Raw genomic sequence first — 15,107 nt, 5'->3', positions numbered from 1 at the left:
ACAAGTGCGGAGAGGTGTCCGAGTGGTTTAAGGAGCACGCCTGGAAAGTGTGTATACGTTAATAGCGTATCGCGGGTTCGAATCCCGCCCTCTCCGCCAGTTATTCAGTTTTAACGTCTTTATGGTGGCCCTGTCGGTCCCCCCGCGACGATAGTCCGTAAACTCCGCCAGGTCCGGAAGGAAGCAACGGTAGCGGATGATTCGGGTGCCGGGGTGTGGCTGGCAGGGTCATCGCCTTTTCGGGCCAGCGCTTTCGCCAGCCCTGTCTCCTTGGCACAATCCACTGTCGCCCCAAGGTAGATCGCATGTCCTATCAGGTTCTCGCACGCAAGTGGCGCCCACGGAAGTTCGCTGAACTCGTGGGCCAGGAACACGTGGTTCGCGCGCTCACCAATGCGCTCGATAGTGGGCGCATGCACCATGCCTACCTGTTCACCGGTACGCGCGGCGTCGGCAAGACCACTATTGCCCGTATCTTCGCCAAGTCGCTTAATTGCGAGCGCGGTGAATCGGCGGATCCGTGTGGCGAATGCGCCGTGTGCACCGCCGTCGATGCTGGCCGCTTCGTTGATCTTCTCGAGATCGATGCCGCTAGCAACACCGGCGTGGACGATGTGCGCGAAGTCATCGAAAACGCGCAGTACGCACCATCGCGGGGCCGCTTTAAGGTCTACCTCGTCGATGAGGTGCACATGCTCTCGAAGCCGGCCTTCAATGCGTTGCTGAAGACGCTCGAAGAGCCGCCGCCGCATGTGAAATTCTTGCTCGCCACCACCGACCCGCAGAAATTGCCGGTGACGGTGTTGTCGCGCTGCCTCAAATTCAACCTCAAGCGACTTCTCCCTGAGCAGATTTCCGGCCAGATGAAGCACATCCTGGGCGCCGAAGCGATCGAGTACGACGATGAAGCCATCGCCGAACTCGCGCACGGTGCGGATGGCTCGCTTCGTGATGGGCTTTCGTTGCTCGACCAGGCTATCGCCTACGGCGGCGGCGTGCTGCGCGCCGGTGACGTGCGCGCCATGCTGGGCAGTGTCGAGCGCGGCCAGGTGTTGGGCGTGCTTGATGCGCTGGCTGCCGGCGACGGCGCCGCGCTCATGGCCGAGGCCGATCGCATCGCCTCGTTCTCGCCCGATTTCGGCGGGGTCCTCGACGATCTCGCCACCGTGCTGCACCGGGTGCAACTGCTGCAGCTCGTGCCGGGATATCGCGGCGAAGAAAGCGATGAAGGCCTGGCCGCACTGGCCGAACGCCTCGCGCCGGAAGACGTGCAGCTTTACTACCAGATCGCCACCAACGGCCGTCGCGAGCTGCCGATGGCACCCGATGCGCGGATCGGCTTCGAAATGGTCCTGCTACGCATGCATGCGTTCCGGCCGGCAGAAGGCGGCCATGGCCCGTCCGCGCCGCGTGGCGCGCAGGCTGCCGCGCCTTCGGCGCCGCGACAGGCACCGCCGCCGGCCGCCGCCCAGCCCGCGCGCCAGGTTCCGCCAGCGCCTGCTGCCCGTGCTCCCGCCGCTGCGCCGCCCGCCGTGGCCGCACCGGTTGCGCAGCCACCGTCACCGCCGCGTCCCCTCGCGGTCGGTGCGAACGGCCTGCCTGACTGGCATGACATCGTGGAGCGGGCGAACCTGCGCGGTCCCATCGGCCAGCTGGCGCAGAACTGCACGTTGCGTGGCATGGAGGGCGAGGCGATGGTGCTGGCGCTACAGCCGCAGCACCTGCATCTCGCGGTCGAACCGTTGACTAGCCAGATGGAAGAAAAGGTCTCGAACGCGCTGGGCCGCCGCGTGCGGTTCCGCTTCGTGGCCGAGGGCGGCAACCTTGGTACGCCCGCCGAGCGTCGCGCCCAGGCGGCTAGCGATGCACAGGCGACCGCCGAAGCGTCGATGGACAGCGATCCTCTCGTCCAGGCGCTCAAGCGCGACTTCGGTGCGCGCGTTATTCCCCAATCGATCAAACCCGTGGAGCCAGGAACATGAAAGGTCAAATCGGTCAGCTGATGCAGCAGGCCCAGCGCATGCAGGATGAAATGAAGCGCGCGCAGGAAGAACTGGCGAAGACGGAAATCACCGGTAGCGCCGGTGGCGGCCTCGTCACCGTGACCATGACGGGCGGCCACGAAGTGCGCGCCGTGCACATCGATCGCCAGGCGTTCGCCGATGATCCGGAGATGGCGGAAGACCTCGTTGCCGCCGCCGTCAACGATGCCGTCAACAAGATCGCCGAAGTCAGCCGCAGCCGTCTCGGGGGTGTCACCTCGGGTCTGAACCTGCCGCCTGGCTTCAAGATGCCGTTCTAAGAGCACCCATCACCTTCATGAGCAACGGTTCCCGCCTGTTGGGCGAACTGATCGACGCCTTGCGCTGCCTGCCGGGCGTCGGCGCCAAGAGCGCGCAGCGCATGGCTTTCCATCTGCTCGAGCGTGAGCGGCAGGGTGGTTTGCGCCTCGCCTCCGCGCTGGATTCCGCCATGCGCGACGTGGGCAACTGCACGCGCTGCCGGAACTTCAGCGAGACGCCCGTGTGCACGGTGTGCGCCAGCGCGACCCGTGATCGACAGGTCCTTTGCGTGGTGGAATCGCCTTCGGATCTCGCGGCGATCGAACAGGCCACAGGGTATCGCGGCCATTACTTCGTGCTGCTGGGCCGGCTCTCGCCCCTCGATGGCCTGGGGCCGGAAGAGCTCGGCCTGCCGTTGCTCGTCGAGCGCCTGGGCGAAGGAGAGGTGGAGGAAATGATCATCGCCACCAATCCGACCGTCGAGGGCGAAGCCACGGCCCACTACATCGGCCAGTTGGCCAAGGCCGCCGGTATCCGTGCGACGCGTCTCGCCCACGGCGTACCGCTGGGTGGCGAACTGGAGTTCGTCGATCGCGGCACCCTGGCGCACGCGTTTGGCAGCCGGCAATCGCTAGGCTGAAATCCCTTTCAGGAGATGGCAGTGACCGACACCATTTTTGCCAAGATCGTCCGCCGCGAAATCCCGGCCGATATCGTCTACGAAGACGACGACGTGCTGGCGTTCCGCGACCTGAACCCGCAAGCGCCGGTCCATGTGCTCTTCATTCCGAAGCGGGCCATCGCCACGCTGGACGATGCCGTGCCGGGGGACGCCGAGCTGCTGGGCAAGCTGCTACTTGCGGCGGCGGCCTATGCGCGTGCGCAGGGGCTCGAAAAGGATGGCTACCGCACGGTCATCAACACCAATGGCCACGGTGGCCAGACGGTCTTCCATATCCATGTCCACCTCCTGGCCGGTCGCCAGATGCATTGGCCGCCAGGCTAAGCCGTTGTAGGAGTGGCGCAAAAAAAAGCCCGGCGTGAGCCGGGCTTTTTCGTGGGCGCTTACCTGGCGCGCGGCGGCGGAGCCGGGCGAATGATCACGGTGCGCGGGCGGTACCAGAACGGATCGCCCCACGGGCCGTAACCATACGGGCCCCAACCCGGGCCCCAGCCCGGACCCCAGAACGGGTCGTAGAAGCCTGGCGGGTAGCGGTTGATCGGCACGCGCTTCGGCCAGAGGTAGACCACGTCGGCCTCGACACGCGGGTAGGCGTAATCGAAATCGCCGACCTTCTGCGACACCGCGCCATGCAGCGTGCCAGTCACCGTGATTTCGCGGCCACGAGTGAAGACCTCGGGATCGTAGAAGCCGTCGCGGCAAGCCACGAAGCGGCCCTGGCTCTCAGACTTGCTCGCGGTCGGGCGGGCCTCGTCGTCGAGCGGCTGCGAGAGCACGAAGAAACAGGTTTGCTGCGGACCCGGCTCGGTCTTGATGATTTCGCCACCCCAACGCACCTTGGCACCCGGTGCGCCACCCTGCTGGGCACTGACGGTGGTCACGTCGTTGAACTGGCCTTGCAGCGGCTGCGGTACCGTGGCGCAGGCGCCCAACGCAAGGGTGGCAGCGGCGACGGCCAACGGTTTGTACATGGACATGTCACTCTCCTGGGGGCGACGGGCACAACCGCCGCCATGACCTATTTGACCACGCCGCGCGTCCGGAATTCCCTAACCAGCTGCCGAAACTGCTTGACCAGTTCAGGTGGCGGTTCGTCGTGCGCGTAGCGTGATCTCAAGTAAAGCTCGCTCAACCTTTCCAAGGCATTTCGATGCGTGGGCAGGGAGCGTGCTGCCCTTGCCATGAAATGCTTTGGGCCTTCGCCCGTACGCCTCACCACGCCGGCCTTCGCAAGTTTGCGTTGTAGCCGGTGCATCCACGCATCCAATGCGTCGCCTTCACGTCGCTGGAACAGAGCCCAGCCCAGTGCTGCGGCAACGAGGAAGGTGCAACCCACCGCGAAGATGACGGCGAGGTCGCCTATCTCGGTACGCCGGATGCCAAACGGCTGCAGCATGCCACGCTGGCGGAGGGCGTCGAATCCATTAACGGCCTGGTTCCACCATTGGTTGACTACATCCCACCGGTCGCGCAGGGGCCGCAACCAACTGCCATCGAAGAACGATACGCCTTCACCACTGGCATTGGCGGCCGATGCGGCGCCCTGGCTAACCCGCTCGGGGCGCACGGCGCCCGTGGGGTCGAAGCGAACCCAGCCGCGTCCCTCGATCCACAGTTCCGTCCACGCATGCGCATCGGACCGGCGGACAAGGAGGTACGAGCCGAGCTTGTTCCAATAGCCGCCCTGGTAGCCCGTCACGACGCGCGCGGGGATACCGGCGGCGCGCATGAGGAAGGTGAAGCTAGAGGCGTAGTACTCGCAAAAGCCTTCCCGCGTGCCGAAAAGAAAATCATCGATCCGGTCGGCACCGAGCGGTGCGGGGGCCAGCGTGTAGCGATACCCGCCGTCGCGGAACATGCCAAGGGCTGCGCGGGCGATGGCGAGGGGGTCATGGTTGAACTCGGTTGCCCAGCCCTGGGCGAGCACGCGCGCTCGCTCGCCCGTCGTGGCTGGTAATTGCAGTGCCGCCCGGCGAAGGGCCGGGTTCAGCACGGGGTCTACGACGGCGTCTACGTTGGCGACGGCATCGTACATGTGCGTCGATTGCACGCGCTGATTCGCCAGCGCTGTCCGGTCGTACTGGAGCGATGCATCCGAGGGAGCGGCAACGGGCATGTCCAGCATTGGCAGGATCCGCTGCTGGGTCGGTTCCATCGTCACGTGGTAGCGAAAGCGCGGGGTCCCGGCGGTCACATCGGCCGCCGCAGGGAATGCGCCGTATCCGGAGCTCCACTGCCGCCCGTCGAAGTAGAGCATGGTGTAAGCGCGGAAGTAGCGCCCTTCGCCCGTGGGAACAGGACCATCGAAGGTGATGCGCAGGGCGGGCGTGTCGTCGACCAGCAGTTCGCCCATATCACCTGGTGACATGGTGTCGGCCAACCCCGTGACCGCTCGCTGGGCGGCGGGCGCGCCCCATAGTGGCGATTCGAGGCGCGGAATAAAGAAGAACGCGAAGGCGGCCAGTGGGACGGACGCGGCCAGCATGACGAGGGCTGGCGCGAATTCCCCTCGCCAGGCATCACGTGGGGGTGAAAGTTCTTCGATGGCACGTAGCGTCCCCAGCGCAGGGACCAGGCCAAGGGCGACCACGAGGGTTGCGATCAGGGATTGGTTGAAAAGCAGGGCGCTCATGAGCGCAAACCCGCCAAACGCGACGCCGACCCGGGCATCGCGGCGATGCTCCGTTTCCAGGGTTTTCAGCACCAGCAGGCCCGCGGCGAATGCGGCTCCCGGCTCGCGGCCGAACAGCGTGCCGTAGGTGGCGATGACAACGGCTAGCAGCAGGCCGACCACTGGCAGCTTGATCCACATCGAGACAGGCTGCCCACCGTGCCGGCGATGCCACCATCGCCAGCCAAGCACCGCCGCCAGTGTGGCGGAGAACCACCAGGGCAGGTGGATGGCGTGCGTGGCAAGTACGAACGCCATGCTCAGGCACAGCAGGTTGAACGGACGTTCGCCGAGACGAGGCTCCGTATCGACGCGCGGGGCAATCGAGAGGCGGAAGCCGGTCATGGCCGCAGCGCCAGTGCCGTGAGGCAGCGATGATAGTGCTCGTCGCCGTGGGCTACGTCGAAGTACGCATCAGGCAGCTTCAGGCTCCAGCGCCTGCCGCTGTCGTGGGCCTCGTCGATCCAGCGGGCGAGCCTCGCGATGCGGGATTCGTCGTCGAGGCCACGCACGCTTTCCCAGTCGAGCCGCCAGTCTTCCTGCGGCGCGGGTTGTTCCATGTCCTTCACGAGTAGCCCGTGGTGCCGGGCGCTCAATTTCCACGCGATATGCCGGCGGGGATCACCCGGACGGTATTCGCGGAGCGCAGCGAGTTCGTCCCCCACGCGTGGCCGTCCGCGGTCCGCGTCGCCTTGTGGCTCGAATGGCGAGGGGCCCATGGCTTCGGGCATCGGATAGACGAGGACGGAGCTATCTGGATGGATCCAGCTCCACGCGCGGAACAGGCCTAGCGGCCAGCGGGTGTGGATGCGGATGCGAGGTAACGGTAGCCAGCCGCGGTGTTCCGCATCCAGTTCGAACTCCATGGTGGCCGGGCCACCCGGTGGCACATCGACCGCATGCTCGGTGCCCGCGATATCCATGCGGACAGCGTGGCGCGCGCGCTGGCTCGCCGACAGGTCCAGGGATACGCGAATGCGCTCGCCCACGCGTGCGGTGTCGGCACGCAGCGTGCTGACCATCAGGCCATTCAGGACGCGAAAGGCGACAAGCATGCTGCCTGCGGTGGCTGCGCCGAGCAGGCAGGTCAGCATGAGTGCGGCGTTGTTGGCGTAGTTGAGCGCGCCAACCAGCATGACGCCCAGCAGGATCGCGAAGCCCATGCCAAAACCCGTGGGCACGATATAGATGCGGCGTCTGTGCAGCACGATGGGGAGTGCTTCGCGCGGGCGTAACCGGGTGAGGGCGGGCAGGCGTCGTTCCGCCCACGCCAGCATCCGTGGTGCGGCATGCGCCATCAGGGTACCGGGGTCTCGGCGAGGATGGCGCGGGCGATCGCCTCGCGGTGGCTTCCTCGGCCGGGCACCAGGCGGTGCGCTGCCGCAGGGATGAAGACGGTCTGCACATCCTCGGGGATGACGTGATCGCGGCCGCTCAGCATGGCCCATGCGCGCGAGGCCGCCAGGATGGCGAGGCCCGCGCGTGGCGACAGGCCAACGCGCACCTCGCTGTGCTTGCGGCTGGCGGCAAGCAGTGCCTGCAGATAATCGAGCAGGGTGCTGCTCGCCTTGACGCTTTGCGCGGCGGCACGCAGCTGGCCGATGGCTTCGACATCCAGGCGCGGGCGCAAGGTGGCCATCATGTCGCGGCGATCCTCGCCGATCAGCAGGGCGCGCTCTGCAGCCGGGTCGGGGTAATCGAGCGATAGCCGAAGCATGAAACGATCGAGCTGCGAATCCGGCAGCGGGAAGGTGCCGGCGAGGTCGAGCGGGTTCTGCGTGGCGACCACGAAGAAGGGTTTCGGCAAATCATGCGTCGTTCCGTCGACGGTCGCCTGGCCTTCGGCCATCGCCTCGAGCAGCGCGCTCTGTGTTTTTGGCGTCGCGCGATTGATTTCGTCGGCGAGCAGCAGGCTGGTGAAAATCGGGCCCGGATGGAAACGGAACTCGCCGGTCTCGCGCTCGTAGACGCTCACACCGATAATGTCCGATGGCAACAGGTCGCTGGTGAACTGGATGCGCTGGAATTCGAGGTCGAACGTGGCGGCCAGGGCATGGGCCAGCGTGGTCTTGCCCACGCCCGGCACGTCCTCGAGCAAGAGGTGGCCGCCGGCGACCAGGCAGGTGAAGGCCAGCTTCACCTGGCGCGGCTTGCCGAGCAGCACGCCGTTCACCTGTGCCAGGGCGGCATCGAGCCGGTGGCGCAACATTTCGTCGTTAAGTGGAGTAATGGCAGACATGATCGTTGCGTGTGCCCCCCGGCCTGGCCATGTCGATGAATGATCCATCGAGTTTAGCGGTGCGCATGCGGCGCTGGCGAGGCGTATTCCTCGTTCTGTTCGTTTTCGTTCTTGCGTGCAAGGTGGCCATAGCGGCCACGTTATCGCCCTTTGGCGACGAGGCCTTCTACTGGCAGGAGAGCTTGCGGCCCGCGTGGGGCTATAGCGACCTGCCTCCGCTCACGGCGTGGCTCATCGGGGCCTCCGAGGCCGTTTTCGGGCATGGCCTGCTGTCGATGCGCCTTCCGTTTCTCGTGTTGGGTGCGCTGGTGCCCTGGCAGGTCGCCTCGCTGGCCCGGCGCGCGGGCGGCGCCGTGGCCGGGTGGCAGGCCGCTACCTTCGCCCTGATGCTGCCGCTCGTCGGTAGCCTGGGGGTGCTGGCGCTACCCGATGTACCGCTGACGTGCGCCATCCTGCTGGCCACGCAAGGCCTCGTCGCTGCGCTTGAGGTAAATCGTAGGCGTGATTGGCTCGTGCTTGGACTTGGGCTGGCGCTCGCATGGGCAACCCATTACCGCGCAGCCATGGCGATGCTTGCGGGTCTCGTGTTCCTTGCCGTCATGCCGCGTGGCCGCAAGGCGTGGCGCCAGCGTGGCCTGTGGCTGGCCATGGCCGTGGCCTCGCTGGGGCTGCTGCCGATCATCATCTACAACCTCGCTGCACGCGGCGCGGGCCTCGCGTTCCAGGTGGTGGAGCGCAATCCGTGGCAATTCCACGCCGATGCGCTCGTGCAGCCGTTGGAGCAAGCGGTCGCCTGCACGCCGCTTCTTTATGTCCTGCTTCTGTGGGTGCTGTGGAAGGCGTGGGCGCGACGTCGTGTGCCGCCGCTCGATGTGTTCGCCGCCCTGGCGGGCACCTTTGTCGTGGCCTATTTCATCCTCGGCCTGTTCGCGGATGATCTCCGCTTCCGTGCGCACTGGCCGCTCCCGGCGTATGTGTTGCTCTGCGCAGCCGTGCCGCAGGTGCTCGCCGGTGCGTCGGGGCGCTGGCGGCGTTTCGCGTTCGTGGCCTTGGGGACAGCGGGCCTGGGTCTGGCAGCCGGCCTCATCTATCTTGCGCTGGCGGCCTCGCCGCGTGGTGCGTCAGTGCTTGCGGAGGCCAAGGCGTTTCCCTCGCATTTCGTCGGCTGGCGCGATGCGGCAGATGGCTTGCCGCCGCGAGCCGAGGGCACGTTGCTCGTTGCCGACAACTTCATGTTGGCTGCCGAACTGCGCTTCGCGTTCGGCGCGGCGTCCACGGTTTATACGCTCGACAGCCCGCTTAACGTGAAGCATGGGCGTGCGCCACAGGTGCGGGCTTGGGGTCTGGATGAAGCGGCGCTGCATGCGCACGCTGGGGCGTCCGTGCTCCTTGCCGTCGATGAAACGGCGCTGCGTGATCGTGATGCGCGTGACTGGCTAGGTTCGGTGTGCGCCCGCGTGGATATCATCCGCCCGTTGGGGCGGGTGGATGTGTTCGATGGGCGGCGTCGTTTCGCGTTTTACGAAGCGAGGGCGAAGGCCAGCATGGGCCGCGTTGGCCCGGCCGACGGGTGCGTGGTCTGGATGAATGCCTGGCGGGCGTCAGGGCAGGGTGATGCCCGCAGTGCGCAGTAATCGCGAGGTAGCGATGAGTGGCAGGCCTATGAGCGCGGTGGGATCCTCGTTGGCGATCCGCTCGAACAAGGTGATGCCGAGCCCTTCGCACTTGAAACTGCCTGCGCAATCCAGCGGACGTTCGCGTTCGACGTAACGAACGATGTCGTCGTGCGTCAGGTGGCGGAACGTGACGCGCGTTTCATCGAGGTGCGTATGGGCATCCCCGTGCGCATCGATGACGCAGACGGCGGTGTGGAACACCACGTCGTGGCCCGAACTCGCCTCGAGCTGCCGGTGAGCGGCGTGTACCGTCCCCGGTTTGTCCAGCACCGTGCCGTCAAGGTCGGCGACCTGGTCCGAACCGATGATGACGGCGCCGGGGTGCGCTACGGCGACCGCCCGCGCTTTGGCTTCCGCCAGGCGCAGGGCGCGGGCCGAAGGCGCCTCGCCCTCGAGCGGGTCCTCGTCGGTGCCAGGCGATGCCTGGGTGAAGGTATCAAGGAGTCGGCGGAGGAGGGCGGCGCGGTAGGCCGAGGTGGAGGCGAGGATGACGTCAGGCTGGGGCACGGCTTATCGATCCGGCTGGAAATGTTCACGAACCGCTGTGTCGAGAGCGGTTTGGGCATCATCCAGCGCCTGCAGTCGCGGTTCGAGCTGGTGGCGGGCCCGGACGAGGGCATTCACGGCATCGTCGAGCTCGCGCTGGCTGGCGCTGGGCGCGCGATCGCGGATCCACAGCCGTTGCTGGAGCAAGGCCCGTAGTCCGGAATCCACGGCCTGCTGGGCTTCGACTTCGCCCACGGCAGGCTGATCCGGGCTGAACTGCATCACGGCATGGGCGCGCTGTAGACGATCCCGGCAGTCCTTCAGATCGGTCTCAAGGCGGTCGGCCTGATCCATCAGGTCCTGCAGGGCACTATGGCGGCGCCGGCGGCGATGGTGGGCCACCAGCCAGCCAAGTAGCACGATGACCGCGACTGCGATCACCATAAGTGCATAATAGACAAAGGAAAACACGCTTACTCTTCCCCCTGTTGGGCGTGTTGCGGCAAACTTCCCGCTCCCGGCGAGTCTGCCCGAAACCCGGGATGCTTCGCAAAATCGCCGGGCCGAGCTTTTGATTCCACCTAACCGGTTGACTTCAGGCATGTTGATGCCTACCATTTCCCGATTATGTCCGTGACTCTGCCATCGTCCGTGGACGCTTGGCGCGAAGTACGTGCGCGGCGTTCGTTCCAGGGCCAGCTCCCACTGTCGGCGTTCAAGCGCCTGGCTGATGTGGTGGCTTCGCCCGAAGGCGACGTAACCTACGAACTGGACTTTGGTCGTGATGACCTCGGTGTCGCCTATGTGGCCGTTCGCGCAAAGGCTTCGCCCACGCTGGTCTGCCAGCGTTCCCTGGAGCCGTTCAAGCTCCCGGTGGAGGTTGATGCCGTGCTCGGCCTGATCGTCGAAGAGCGTGAGGAAGCCTCGCTTCCGCCCGGCTACGAACCGCTCCTGCTGGAGCAGGACGGCAAGCTGGATCCGCTGGCCGCGATCGAGGACGAACTGTTGTTGGCGTTGCCCCTTGTTCCGGTGAACCCGGACGCGGAGCTGCCTGAAGACGTAAATGCGCCTGAGGAAGAAGAACCTTCTCCGCAGGACTCATCCGATAACCCGTTCGCGGCTCTCCGCGGACTTATTAAGTAATTTCGCTGGAGATTCGCCATGGCCGTTGCCAAGAGCCGCAAGACCCCGTCCACCCGCGGCATGCGCCGTTCGCACGACGCCCTCAAGGGTGTGCAGCTGTCGACCGACCCGACCAGCGGTGAAGTCCACCTGCGCCACCACGTCACGAAGGACGGCTTCTACCGTGGCAAGAAGGTCATCGACACCCGCGGTGCGGTTGAAGTCGAAGACTGATCTTCACCCCAGGTGAAGATGTAGCAAAACGGCGCAGCGATGCGCCGTTTTGCATTTCTGGCGCGCTCCAAACCCTTGCGAATGGTGCATTCGCCCATGGGTTGCTGGCACCATTCGCGGTTTGAACCACCGGAATCGCCCAGCATGACCTCGACCAGTGCCTCGCTCGCCATCGTTTTCCCCGGCCAGGGGTCCCAGTCCATCGGCATGCTTGCCGAACTGGCCGCTGTCCATCCCGAGGTCCGTGCGGCATTTGATGAGGCCTCCGCGGGCGCCGGCGTCGATCTGTGGGATATCAGCCAGAACGGCCCCGAAGAAAAGCTCAACAGCACCGAGAACACGCAGCCGGCCCTGCTGGCCGCCAGCGTGGCCGTGTGGCGCGTTTACCTGAAGCAGGGCGGTGCGCTGCCTGCCTACCTTTCCGGCCATAGCCTCGGCGAATACAGCGCGCTGGTCGCTGCTGGCGCCCTGTCGCTGAAGGATGCCGCTGGCCTCGTCGCCGAGCGTGGCCGCCTCATGCAGGCCGCCGTCCCGGCGGGTGTGGGTGCGATGGCCGCCATCCTCGGTGGCGACGATGCCCAGATCGCCCAGGTGTGCGAGGAAGTCGCCCAGGGTCAGATCGTGGCCCCGGCCAACTTCAATTCCCCTGGCCAGCTGGTGATCGCCGGCCACGCCGAAGCGGTGGATCGTGCGCTGGCGCGCCTCGCCGAGCTGGGTGTGAAGAAGGCTGTGAAGCTGGCCGTTTCCGTGCCCTCGCACTCCATGCTGATGCGCGATGCCGCCGACAAGCTTGGCGAGAAGATGGCTGCCATCGACTGGCAGGTGCCCTCCATTCCCGTGGTCCAGAATGCCGACGCGAAGGTACATGCCTCGCTCGACGATATCCGTGGCGCCCTGCAGCGCCAGCTGTACCTGCCGGTGCGCTGGACCGAGTGCGTCCAGGTCCTGGCGGCCAACGGCATCACCCAGGCCCTCGAATGTGGCCCGGGCAAGGTCCTGGCTGGCCTCATCAAGCGCATCGACAAGTCGATCGAAGCCAAGGCCATCGGCACGCCGGCCGAACTCGACGCGGCCGTGCAGGCCTGATCCCCCTTTCCCTGTAGCAGGATCCTAACCATGACCCATTCCCTGAAGGGCGAGATCGCCCTGGTCACCGGCGCCAGCCGCGGTATTGGCGCCGCCATCGCCGATCTGCTGGCCGAGCACGGCGCGACCGTGTACGGCACTGCCACCAGCGAAAACGGAGCTAAGGCCATCGGTGAGCGGCTCGCCGCGCACGGCGGCCATGGCCGCGTGCTTGACGTGACCAACCCGGAAGCCATTGATGCCCTGGTGGACGAGATCGCCAAGGCCTCCGGTGCCATCAGCGTCCTGGTGAATAACGCAGGTATTACCCGCGACCAGCTCCTCATGCGCATGAAGGAAGAGGACTGGAGCGCCATCATGGATACCAACCTGACGTCGGTATTCCGTACCTCCAAGGCCGTGATGCGCGGCATGATGAAGGCGCGCAAGGGCCGCATCATCAGCATCGCCTCGGTCGTCGGTGTCACCGGTAATCCCGGCCAGGCCAACTACGCGGCCGCCAAGGCCGGCATCATCGCTTTCTCGAAGTCGCTGGCCCGTGAGATCGGTTCGCGTGGCATCACCGTGAACGTGGTGGCGCCGGGCTTCATCGATACCGATATGACCCGCGCCCTGCCGGAAGAGCAGCGTGAGGCCCTGTTGTCGGGCATCGCCCTGGGCCATCTTGGCGAGGGCCGTGATATCGCCGAGGCGGTGGCTTTCCTGGCCTCGCCGGCAGCGAAGTACATCACCGGTGAGACCCTGCACGTCAACGGCGGCATGTACATGCCCTGACCGGTTGGCCCCGGCAGTCGCCACCGGGCCATTTTTGAGAGACAATCACCCTTTCGCGCCCGGGCTCGCCCGGGTGCTATCTACGACACGGCTACGTGCTGGCGGGTATGGACCTTAGCCACTACAATGCGCCGGATTTTTCCCCTCGGGAGGTTATAGCGACATGAGCACCATCGAAGAACGCGTCAAGAAGATCGTCGTCGAACAGCTGGGCGTCAAGGAAGATGAAGTCACTGCGAACGCCTCGTTCGTGGACGATCTGGGCGCCGATTCGCTGGATACCGTCGAACTCGTCATGGCTCTTGAAGAAGAGTTCGAGTGCGAGATCCCGGACGAAGAAGCCGAGAAGATCACGACGGTTCAGCAGGCTGTCGACTACGTCAAGGCCCACGTCAAGGCTTGATTACGTTGACTGGTCGTCGATCGGGGGTTTGTCCTCCCGTCGATCTCCGAGCGACATGGAAGCTGCGCCGTTATGGCGCAGTTTTCGTTTCCGCCTATCGAAACCTGCGCTTGCGTATGGTTTTGCGTGGGCACAGTGAAGGAACAAGTGCATGACTAAGCGACGCGTGGTAGTGACCGGCATGGGTATCATCTCGCCGGTCGGTAATGATCTCGCCACCGCCTGGAAGAACGTCGTCGAAGGCAAGTCGGGCATCGGCCCGGTCAAGCCCATCGAAGGCAACGACTGGTCCAAGTACGCCACGCAGATTGCTGGCGAAGTCCCGGATTTCGATCCCGTGGAAGCTTACTTTACCGGCGCGGAAGCACCGGACGACGAGAAGCGCTCCATCGCCAAAGACTTCAAGCGGATGGATCCCTTCATCCACTACGGCATCGTCGCGGGCACGCATGCGTTCCGCCAGTCCGGCCTCGTCATCACCGACGAGAACGCCGGCCGTGTCGGCGTTGCCGCCGGCGCGGGCATCGGTGGCCTCCACACCATCGAGGCTACGGCCCTCGAACTCGCCGAGAAGGGCCCCCGCAAGGTCTCGCCGTTCTTCGTGCCGAGCTCCATCATCAACATGGTGGCGGGCAATCTTTCGATTTATCACGGCCTGAAGGGCCCGAACATCGCCCTGGTGTCGGCTTGCACCACGGCCGCGCACAATATCGGCATGGCCATGCGCCTTATCCAGTACGGCGATGCCGACGCGATGCTGGCGGGCGGTGCCGAATTCGCCACCACGCCGACGGCCATGGCAGGCTTCTGCTCGGCCAAGGCCATGTCCACCCGCAACGATGATCCGACGCACGCCAGCCGTCCGTGGGACACCGGCCGCGATGGCTTCCTGCTGTCGAACGGCGCGGGCATGCTCATGCTCGAGGAATACGAGTTCGCCAAGGCGCGTGGTGCCACGATCCTGGGTGAAATCATCGGCTTCGGTATGAGCGGCGACGCTTACCACATCACCTCGCCGAGCGGCGATGGCGCCGAGCTCGCCATGCGCAACGCGCTGCACGACGCAGGCCTCAAGCCCGAGGATGTGCAGTACGTGAATGCGCACGGTACCTCCACGCCGGTGGGCGACCTGGGCGAAGCCAAGGCCATCCGCAACGTGTTCGGCGAACACGCCACGAAGAAGGGCCAGTTCGCGGTCAGCTCCACCAAGTCGGTTACCGGTCACCTGCTGGGTGCCGCGGGCGGCGTGGAAGCGATCTTCTCGATCCTGGCGCTGCGCGACGGCATCATGCCGCCGACCATGAACCTCAACGAGGTGGATCCGGAAGTGGCGGCGCTCGGCATGGACCTCGTGCCGAACAAGGCGGAAAAGGCCGACCTCACGGTAGCCATGTCCAACTCGTTCGGTTTCGGTGGCACCAACGGTACGCTCATCTTCCGTCGCGTCTGATC

Annotated in this window: 17 protein-coding genes, 1 tRNA gene and 1 other RNA gene; 13 read left to right on the top strand and 6 right to left on the bottom strand. The window is 65.5% G+C overall.

Annotated features, from left to right (window positions below; genetic code table 11):
• The first annotated feature begins 8 nt into the window (after positions 1-8).
• The 6 genes from L2Y96_RS14445 (at position 9) to L2Y96_RS14420 (ending at position 3,288) form a co-directional block, all read left to right on the top strand.
• Positions 9-99: transfer RNA gene (locus L2Y96_RS14445), tRNA-Ser, on the top strand.
• 32 nt (positions 100-131) lie between these two features.
• Positions 132-228: signal recognition particle sRNA small type (gene ffs, locus L2Y96_RS14440), an RNA gene on the top strand.
• A 77-nt stretch (positions 229-305) separates the two neighbouring features.
• Positions 306-1,982: a DNA polymerase III subunit gamma/tau gene (dnaX, locus tag L2Y96_RS14435; protein ID WP_247327541.1), complete on the top strand. Its 1,677-nt coding sequence runs from the start codon at positions 306-308 to the stop codon at positions 1,980-1,982.
• A complete protein-coding gene (locus L2Y96_RS14430; RefSeq protein ID WP_247327539.1) occupies positions 1,979-2,302 on the top strand; it encodes a YbaB/EbfC family nucleoid-associated protein in 324 nt (107 codons plus the stop codon). The genes dnaX and L2Y96_RS14430 overlap by 4 nt, the downstream gene beginning before the upstream one ends.
• 17 nt (positions 2,303-2,319) lie before the next feature.
• Entirely contained in the window at positions 2,320-2,922 is a 603-nt protein-coding gene (gene recR, locus L2Y96_RS14425; protein ID WP_247327537.1) for a recombination mediator RecR, read from the top strand.
• A gap of 21 nt (positions 2,923-2,943) precedes the next feature.
• Positions 2,944-3,288 (top strand): histidine triad nucleotide-binding protein, encoded by a 345-nt coding sequence (locus tag L2Y96_RS14420; RefSeq protein WP_247327535.1) that lies wholly within the window; start codon positions 2,944-2,946, stop codon positions 3,286-3,288.
• Between the two features lie 59 nt (positions 3,289-3,347).
• Here L2Y96_RS14420 and L2Y96_RS14415 read toward each other — a convergent pair whose 3' ends face one another.
• From L2Y96_RS14415 to L2Y96_RS14400, 4 genes are read right to left on the bottom strand one after another with little or no spacing between them, the layout of a single operon-like run.
• The gene (locus L2Y96_RS14415; protein ID WP_247327533.1) at positions 3,348-3,941 is read right to left on the bottom strand and encodes a Slp family lipoprotein; all 594 of its coding nucleotides are present in this window, start codon (positions 3,939-3,941) and stop codon (positions 3,348-3,350) included.
• Between the two features lie 41 nt (positions 3,942-3,982).
• Positions 3,983-5,980, bottom strand: a complete 1,998-nt coding sequence (locus L2Y96_RS14410) for a transglutaminase TgpA family protein (protein WP_247327530.1) — start codon at positions 5,978-5,980, stop codon at positions 3,983-3,985.
• Positions 5,977-6,933, bottom strand: a complete 957-nt coding sequence (locus L2Y96_RS14405; RefSeq protein WP_247327529.1) for a DUF58 domain-containing protein — start codon at positions 6,931-6,933, stop codon at positions 5,977-5,979. Before L2Y96_RS14405 ends, L2Y96_RS14410 begins: the two co-directional genes overlap by 4 nt.
• Positions 6,933-7,874 carry an AAA family ATPase gene (locus L2Y96_RS14400; protein WP_247327526.1) on the bottom strand — a complete coding sequence of 314 codons (942 nt, stop codon included), beginning with the start codon at positions 7,872-7,874 and terminating at the stop codon, positions 6,933-6,935. Before L2Y96_RS14400 ends, L2Y96_RS14405 begins: the two co-directional genes overlap by 1 nt.
• A 65-nt stretch (positions 7,875-7,939) precedes the next feature.
• On the opposite strand from L2Y96_RS14400, the gene L2Y96_RS14395 reads away from it, so the two are divergent.
• The gene (locus L2Y96_RS14395; protein WP_247327523.1) at positions 7,940-9,508 is read left to right on the top strand and encodes a glycosyltransferase family 39 protein; all 1,569 of its coding nucleotides are present in this window, start codon (positions 7,940-7,942) and stop codon (positions 9,506-9,508) included.
• Here L2Y96_RS14395 and L2Y96_RS14390 read toward each other — a convergent pair.
• Both L2Y96_RS14390 and L2Y96_RS14385 read right to left on the bottom strand, forming a co-directional pair.
• Positions 9,476-10,057, bottom strand: a complete 582-nt coding sequence (locus L2Y96_RS14390; RefSeq protein WP_247327520.1) for a Maf family protein — start codon at positions 10,055-10,057, stop codon at positions 9,476-9,478. The genes L2Y96_RS14395 and L2Y96_RS14390 overlap by 33 nt on opposite strands.
• A 3-nt stretch (positions 10,058-10,060) precedes the next feature.
• A complete protein-coding gene (locus L2Y96_RS14385; RefSeq protein WP_247327517.1) occupies positions 10,061-10,507 on the bottom strand; it encodes a hypothetical protein in 447 nt (148 codons plus the stop codon).
• 156 nt (positions 10,508-10,663) lie between these two features.
• Here L2Y96_RS14385 and L2Y96_RS14380 point away from each other — a divergent pair, with 156 nt between their 5' ends.
• The 6 genes from L2Y96_RS14380 (at position 10,664) to fabF (ending at position 15,105) form a co-directional block, all read left to right on the top strand.
• The gene (locus tag L2Y96_RS14380; protein WP_247327508.1) at positions 10,664-11,179 is read left to right on the top strand and encodes a YceD family protein; all 516 of its coding nucleotides are present in this window, start codon (positions 10,664-10,666) and stop codon (positions 11,177-11,179) included.
• Between the two features lie 18 nt (positions 11,180-11,197).
• Complete coding sequence (gene rpmF / locus L2Y96_RS14375) at positions 11,198-11,392, top strand: 50S ribosomal protein L32 (RefSeq protein ID WP_139983614.1); 195 nt, start codon at positions 11,198-11,200, stop codon at positions 11,390-11,392.
• A 144-nt stretch (positions 11,393-11,536) separates the two neighbouring features.
• A complete protein-coding gene (gene fabD / locus L2Y96_RS14370) occupies positions 11,537-12,478 on the top strand; it encodes an ACP S-malonyltransferase (RefSeq protein ID WP_247327505.1) in 942 nt (313 codons plus the stop codon).
• 30 nt (positions 12,479-12,508) lie between these two features.
• A complete protein-coding gene (fabG, locus tag L2Y96_RS14365; protein ID WP_247327502.1) occupies positions 12,509-13,252 on the top strand; it encodes a 3-oxoacyl-ACP reductase FabG in 744 nt (247 codons plus the stop codon).
• A 163-nt stretch (positions 13,253-13,415) separates the two neighbouring features.
• On the top strand, positions 13,416-13,655 hold the full coding sequence (acpP, locus tag L2Y96_RS14360) for an acyl carrier protein (protein ID WP_166698890.1): 240 nt from the start codon (positions 13,416-13,418) through the stop codon (positions 13,653-13,655).
• A gap of 151 nt (positions 13,656-13,806) precedes the next feature.
• Entirely contained in the window at positions 13,807-15,105 is a 1,299-nt protein-coding gene (fabF, locus tag L2Y96_RS14355; protein WP_247327499.1) for a beta-ketoacyl-ACP synthase II, read from the top strand.
• Positions 15,106-15,107: the final 2 nt, after the last annotated feature.

The organism is Luteibacter aegosomaticola (assembly GCF_023078475.1).
Lineage (GTDB): Bacteria > Pseudomonadota > Gammaproteobacteria > Xanthomonadales > Rhodanobacteraceae > Luteibacter > Luteibacter aegosomaticola.
Note: the sequence above shows the minus strand (reverse complement) of the source record. Positions and strands in the feature narration are given on the sequence as shown.

What these genes read in the sequence shown, in the direction of transcription:
- dnaX (WP_247327541.1), top strand. Translation starts at nt 306, where the DNA reads ATGTCCTATCAGGTTCTCGCACGCAAGTGGCGCCCACGGAAGTTCGCT.
- L2Y96_RS14430 (WP_247327539.1), top strand. Translation starts at nt 1,979, where the DNA reads ATGAAAGGTCAAATCGGTCAGCTGATGCAGCAGGCCCAGCGCATGCAG.
- recR (WP_247327537.1), top strand. Translation starts at nt 2,320, where the DNA reads ATGAGCAACGGTTCCCGCCTGTTGGGCGAACTGATCGACGCCTTGCGC.
- L2Y96_RS14415 (WP_247327533.1), bottom strand. Translation starts at nt 3,941, where the DNA reads ATGTCCATGTACAAACCGTTGGCCGTCGCCGCTGCCACCCTTGCGTTG.
- L2Y96_RS14410 (WP_247327530.1), bottom strand. Translation starts at nt 5,980, where the DNA reads ATGACCGGCTTCCGCCTCTCGATTGCCCCGCGCGTCGATACGGAGCCT.
- L2Y96_RS14405 (WP_247327529.1), bottom strand. Translation starts at nt 6,933, where the DNA reads ATGGCGCATGCCGCACCACGGATGCTGGCGTGGGCGGAACGACGCCTG.
- L2Y96_RS14400 (WP_247327526.1), bottom strand. Translation starts at nt 7,874, where the DNA reads ATGTCTGCCATTACTCCACTTAACGACGAAATGTTGCGCCACCGGCTC.
- L2Y96_RS14395 (WP_247327523.1), top strand. Translation starts at nt 7,940, where the DNA reads ATGCGGCGCTGGCGAGGCGTATTCCTCGTTCTGTTCGTTTTCGTTCTT.
- L2Y96_RS14380 (WP_247327508.1), top strand. Translation starts at nt 10,664, where the DNA reads ATGTCCGTGACTCTGCCATCGTCCGTGGACGCTTGGCGCGAAGTACGT.
- rpmF (WP_139983614.1), top strand. Translation starts at nt 11,198, where the DNA reads ATGGCCGTTGCCAAGAGCCGCAAGACCCCGTCCACCCGCGGCATGCGC.
- fabD (WP_247327505.1), top strand. Translation starts at nt 11,537, where the DNA reads ATGACCTCGACCAGTGCCTCGCTCGCCATCGTTTTCCCCGGCCAGGGG.
- fabG (WP_247327502.1), top strand. Translation starts at nt 12,509, where the DNA reads ATGACCCATTCCCTGAAGGGCGAGATCGCCCTGGTCACCGGCGCCAGC.
- acpP (WP_166698890.1), top strand. Translation starts at nt 13,416, where the DNA reads ATGAGCACCATCGAAGAACGCGTCAAGAAGATCGTCGTCGAACAGCTG.
- fabF (WP_247327499.1), top strand. Translation starts at nt 13,807, where the DNA reads ATGACTAAGCGACGCGTGGTAGTGACCGGCATGGGTATCATCTCGCCG.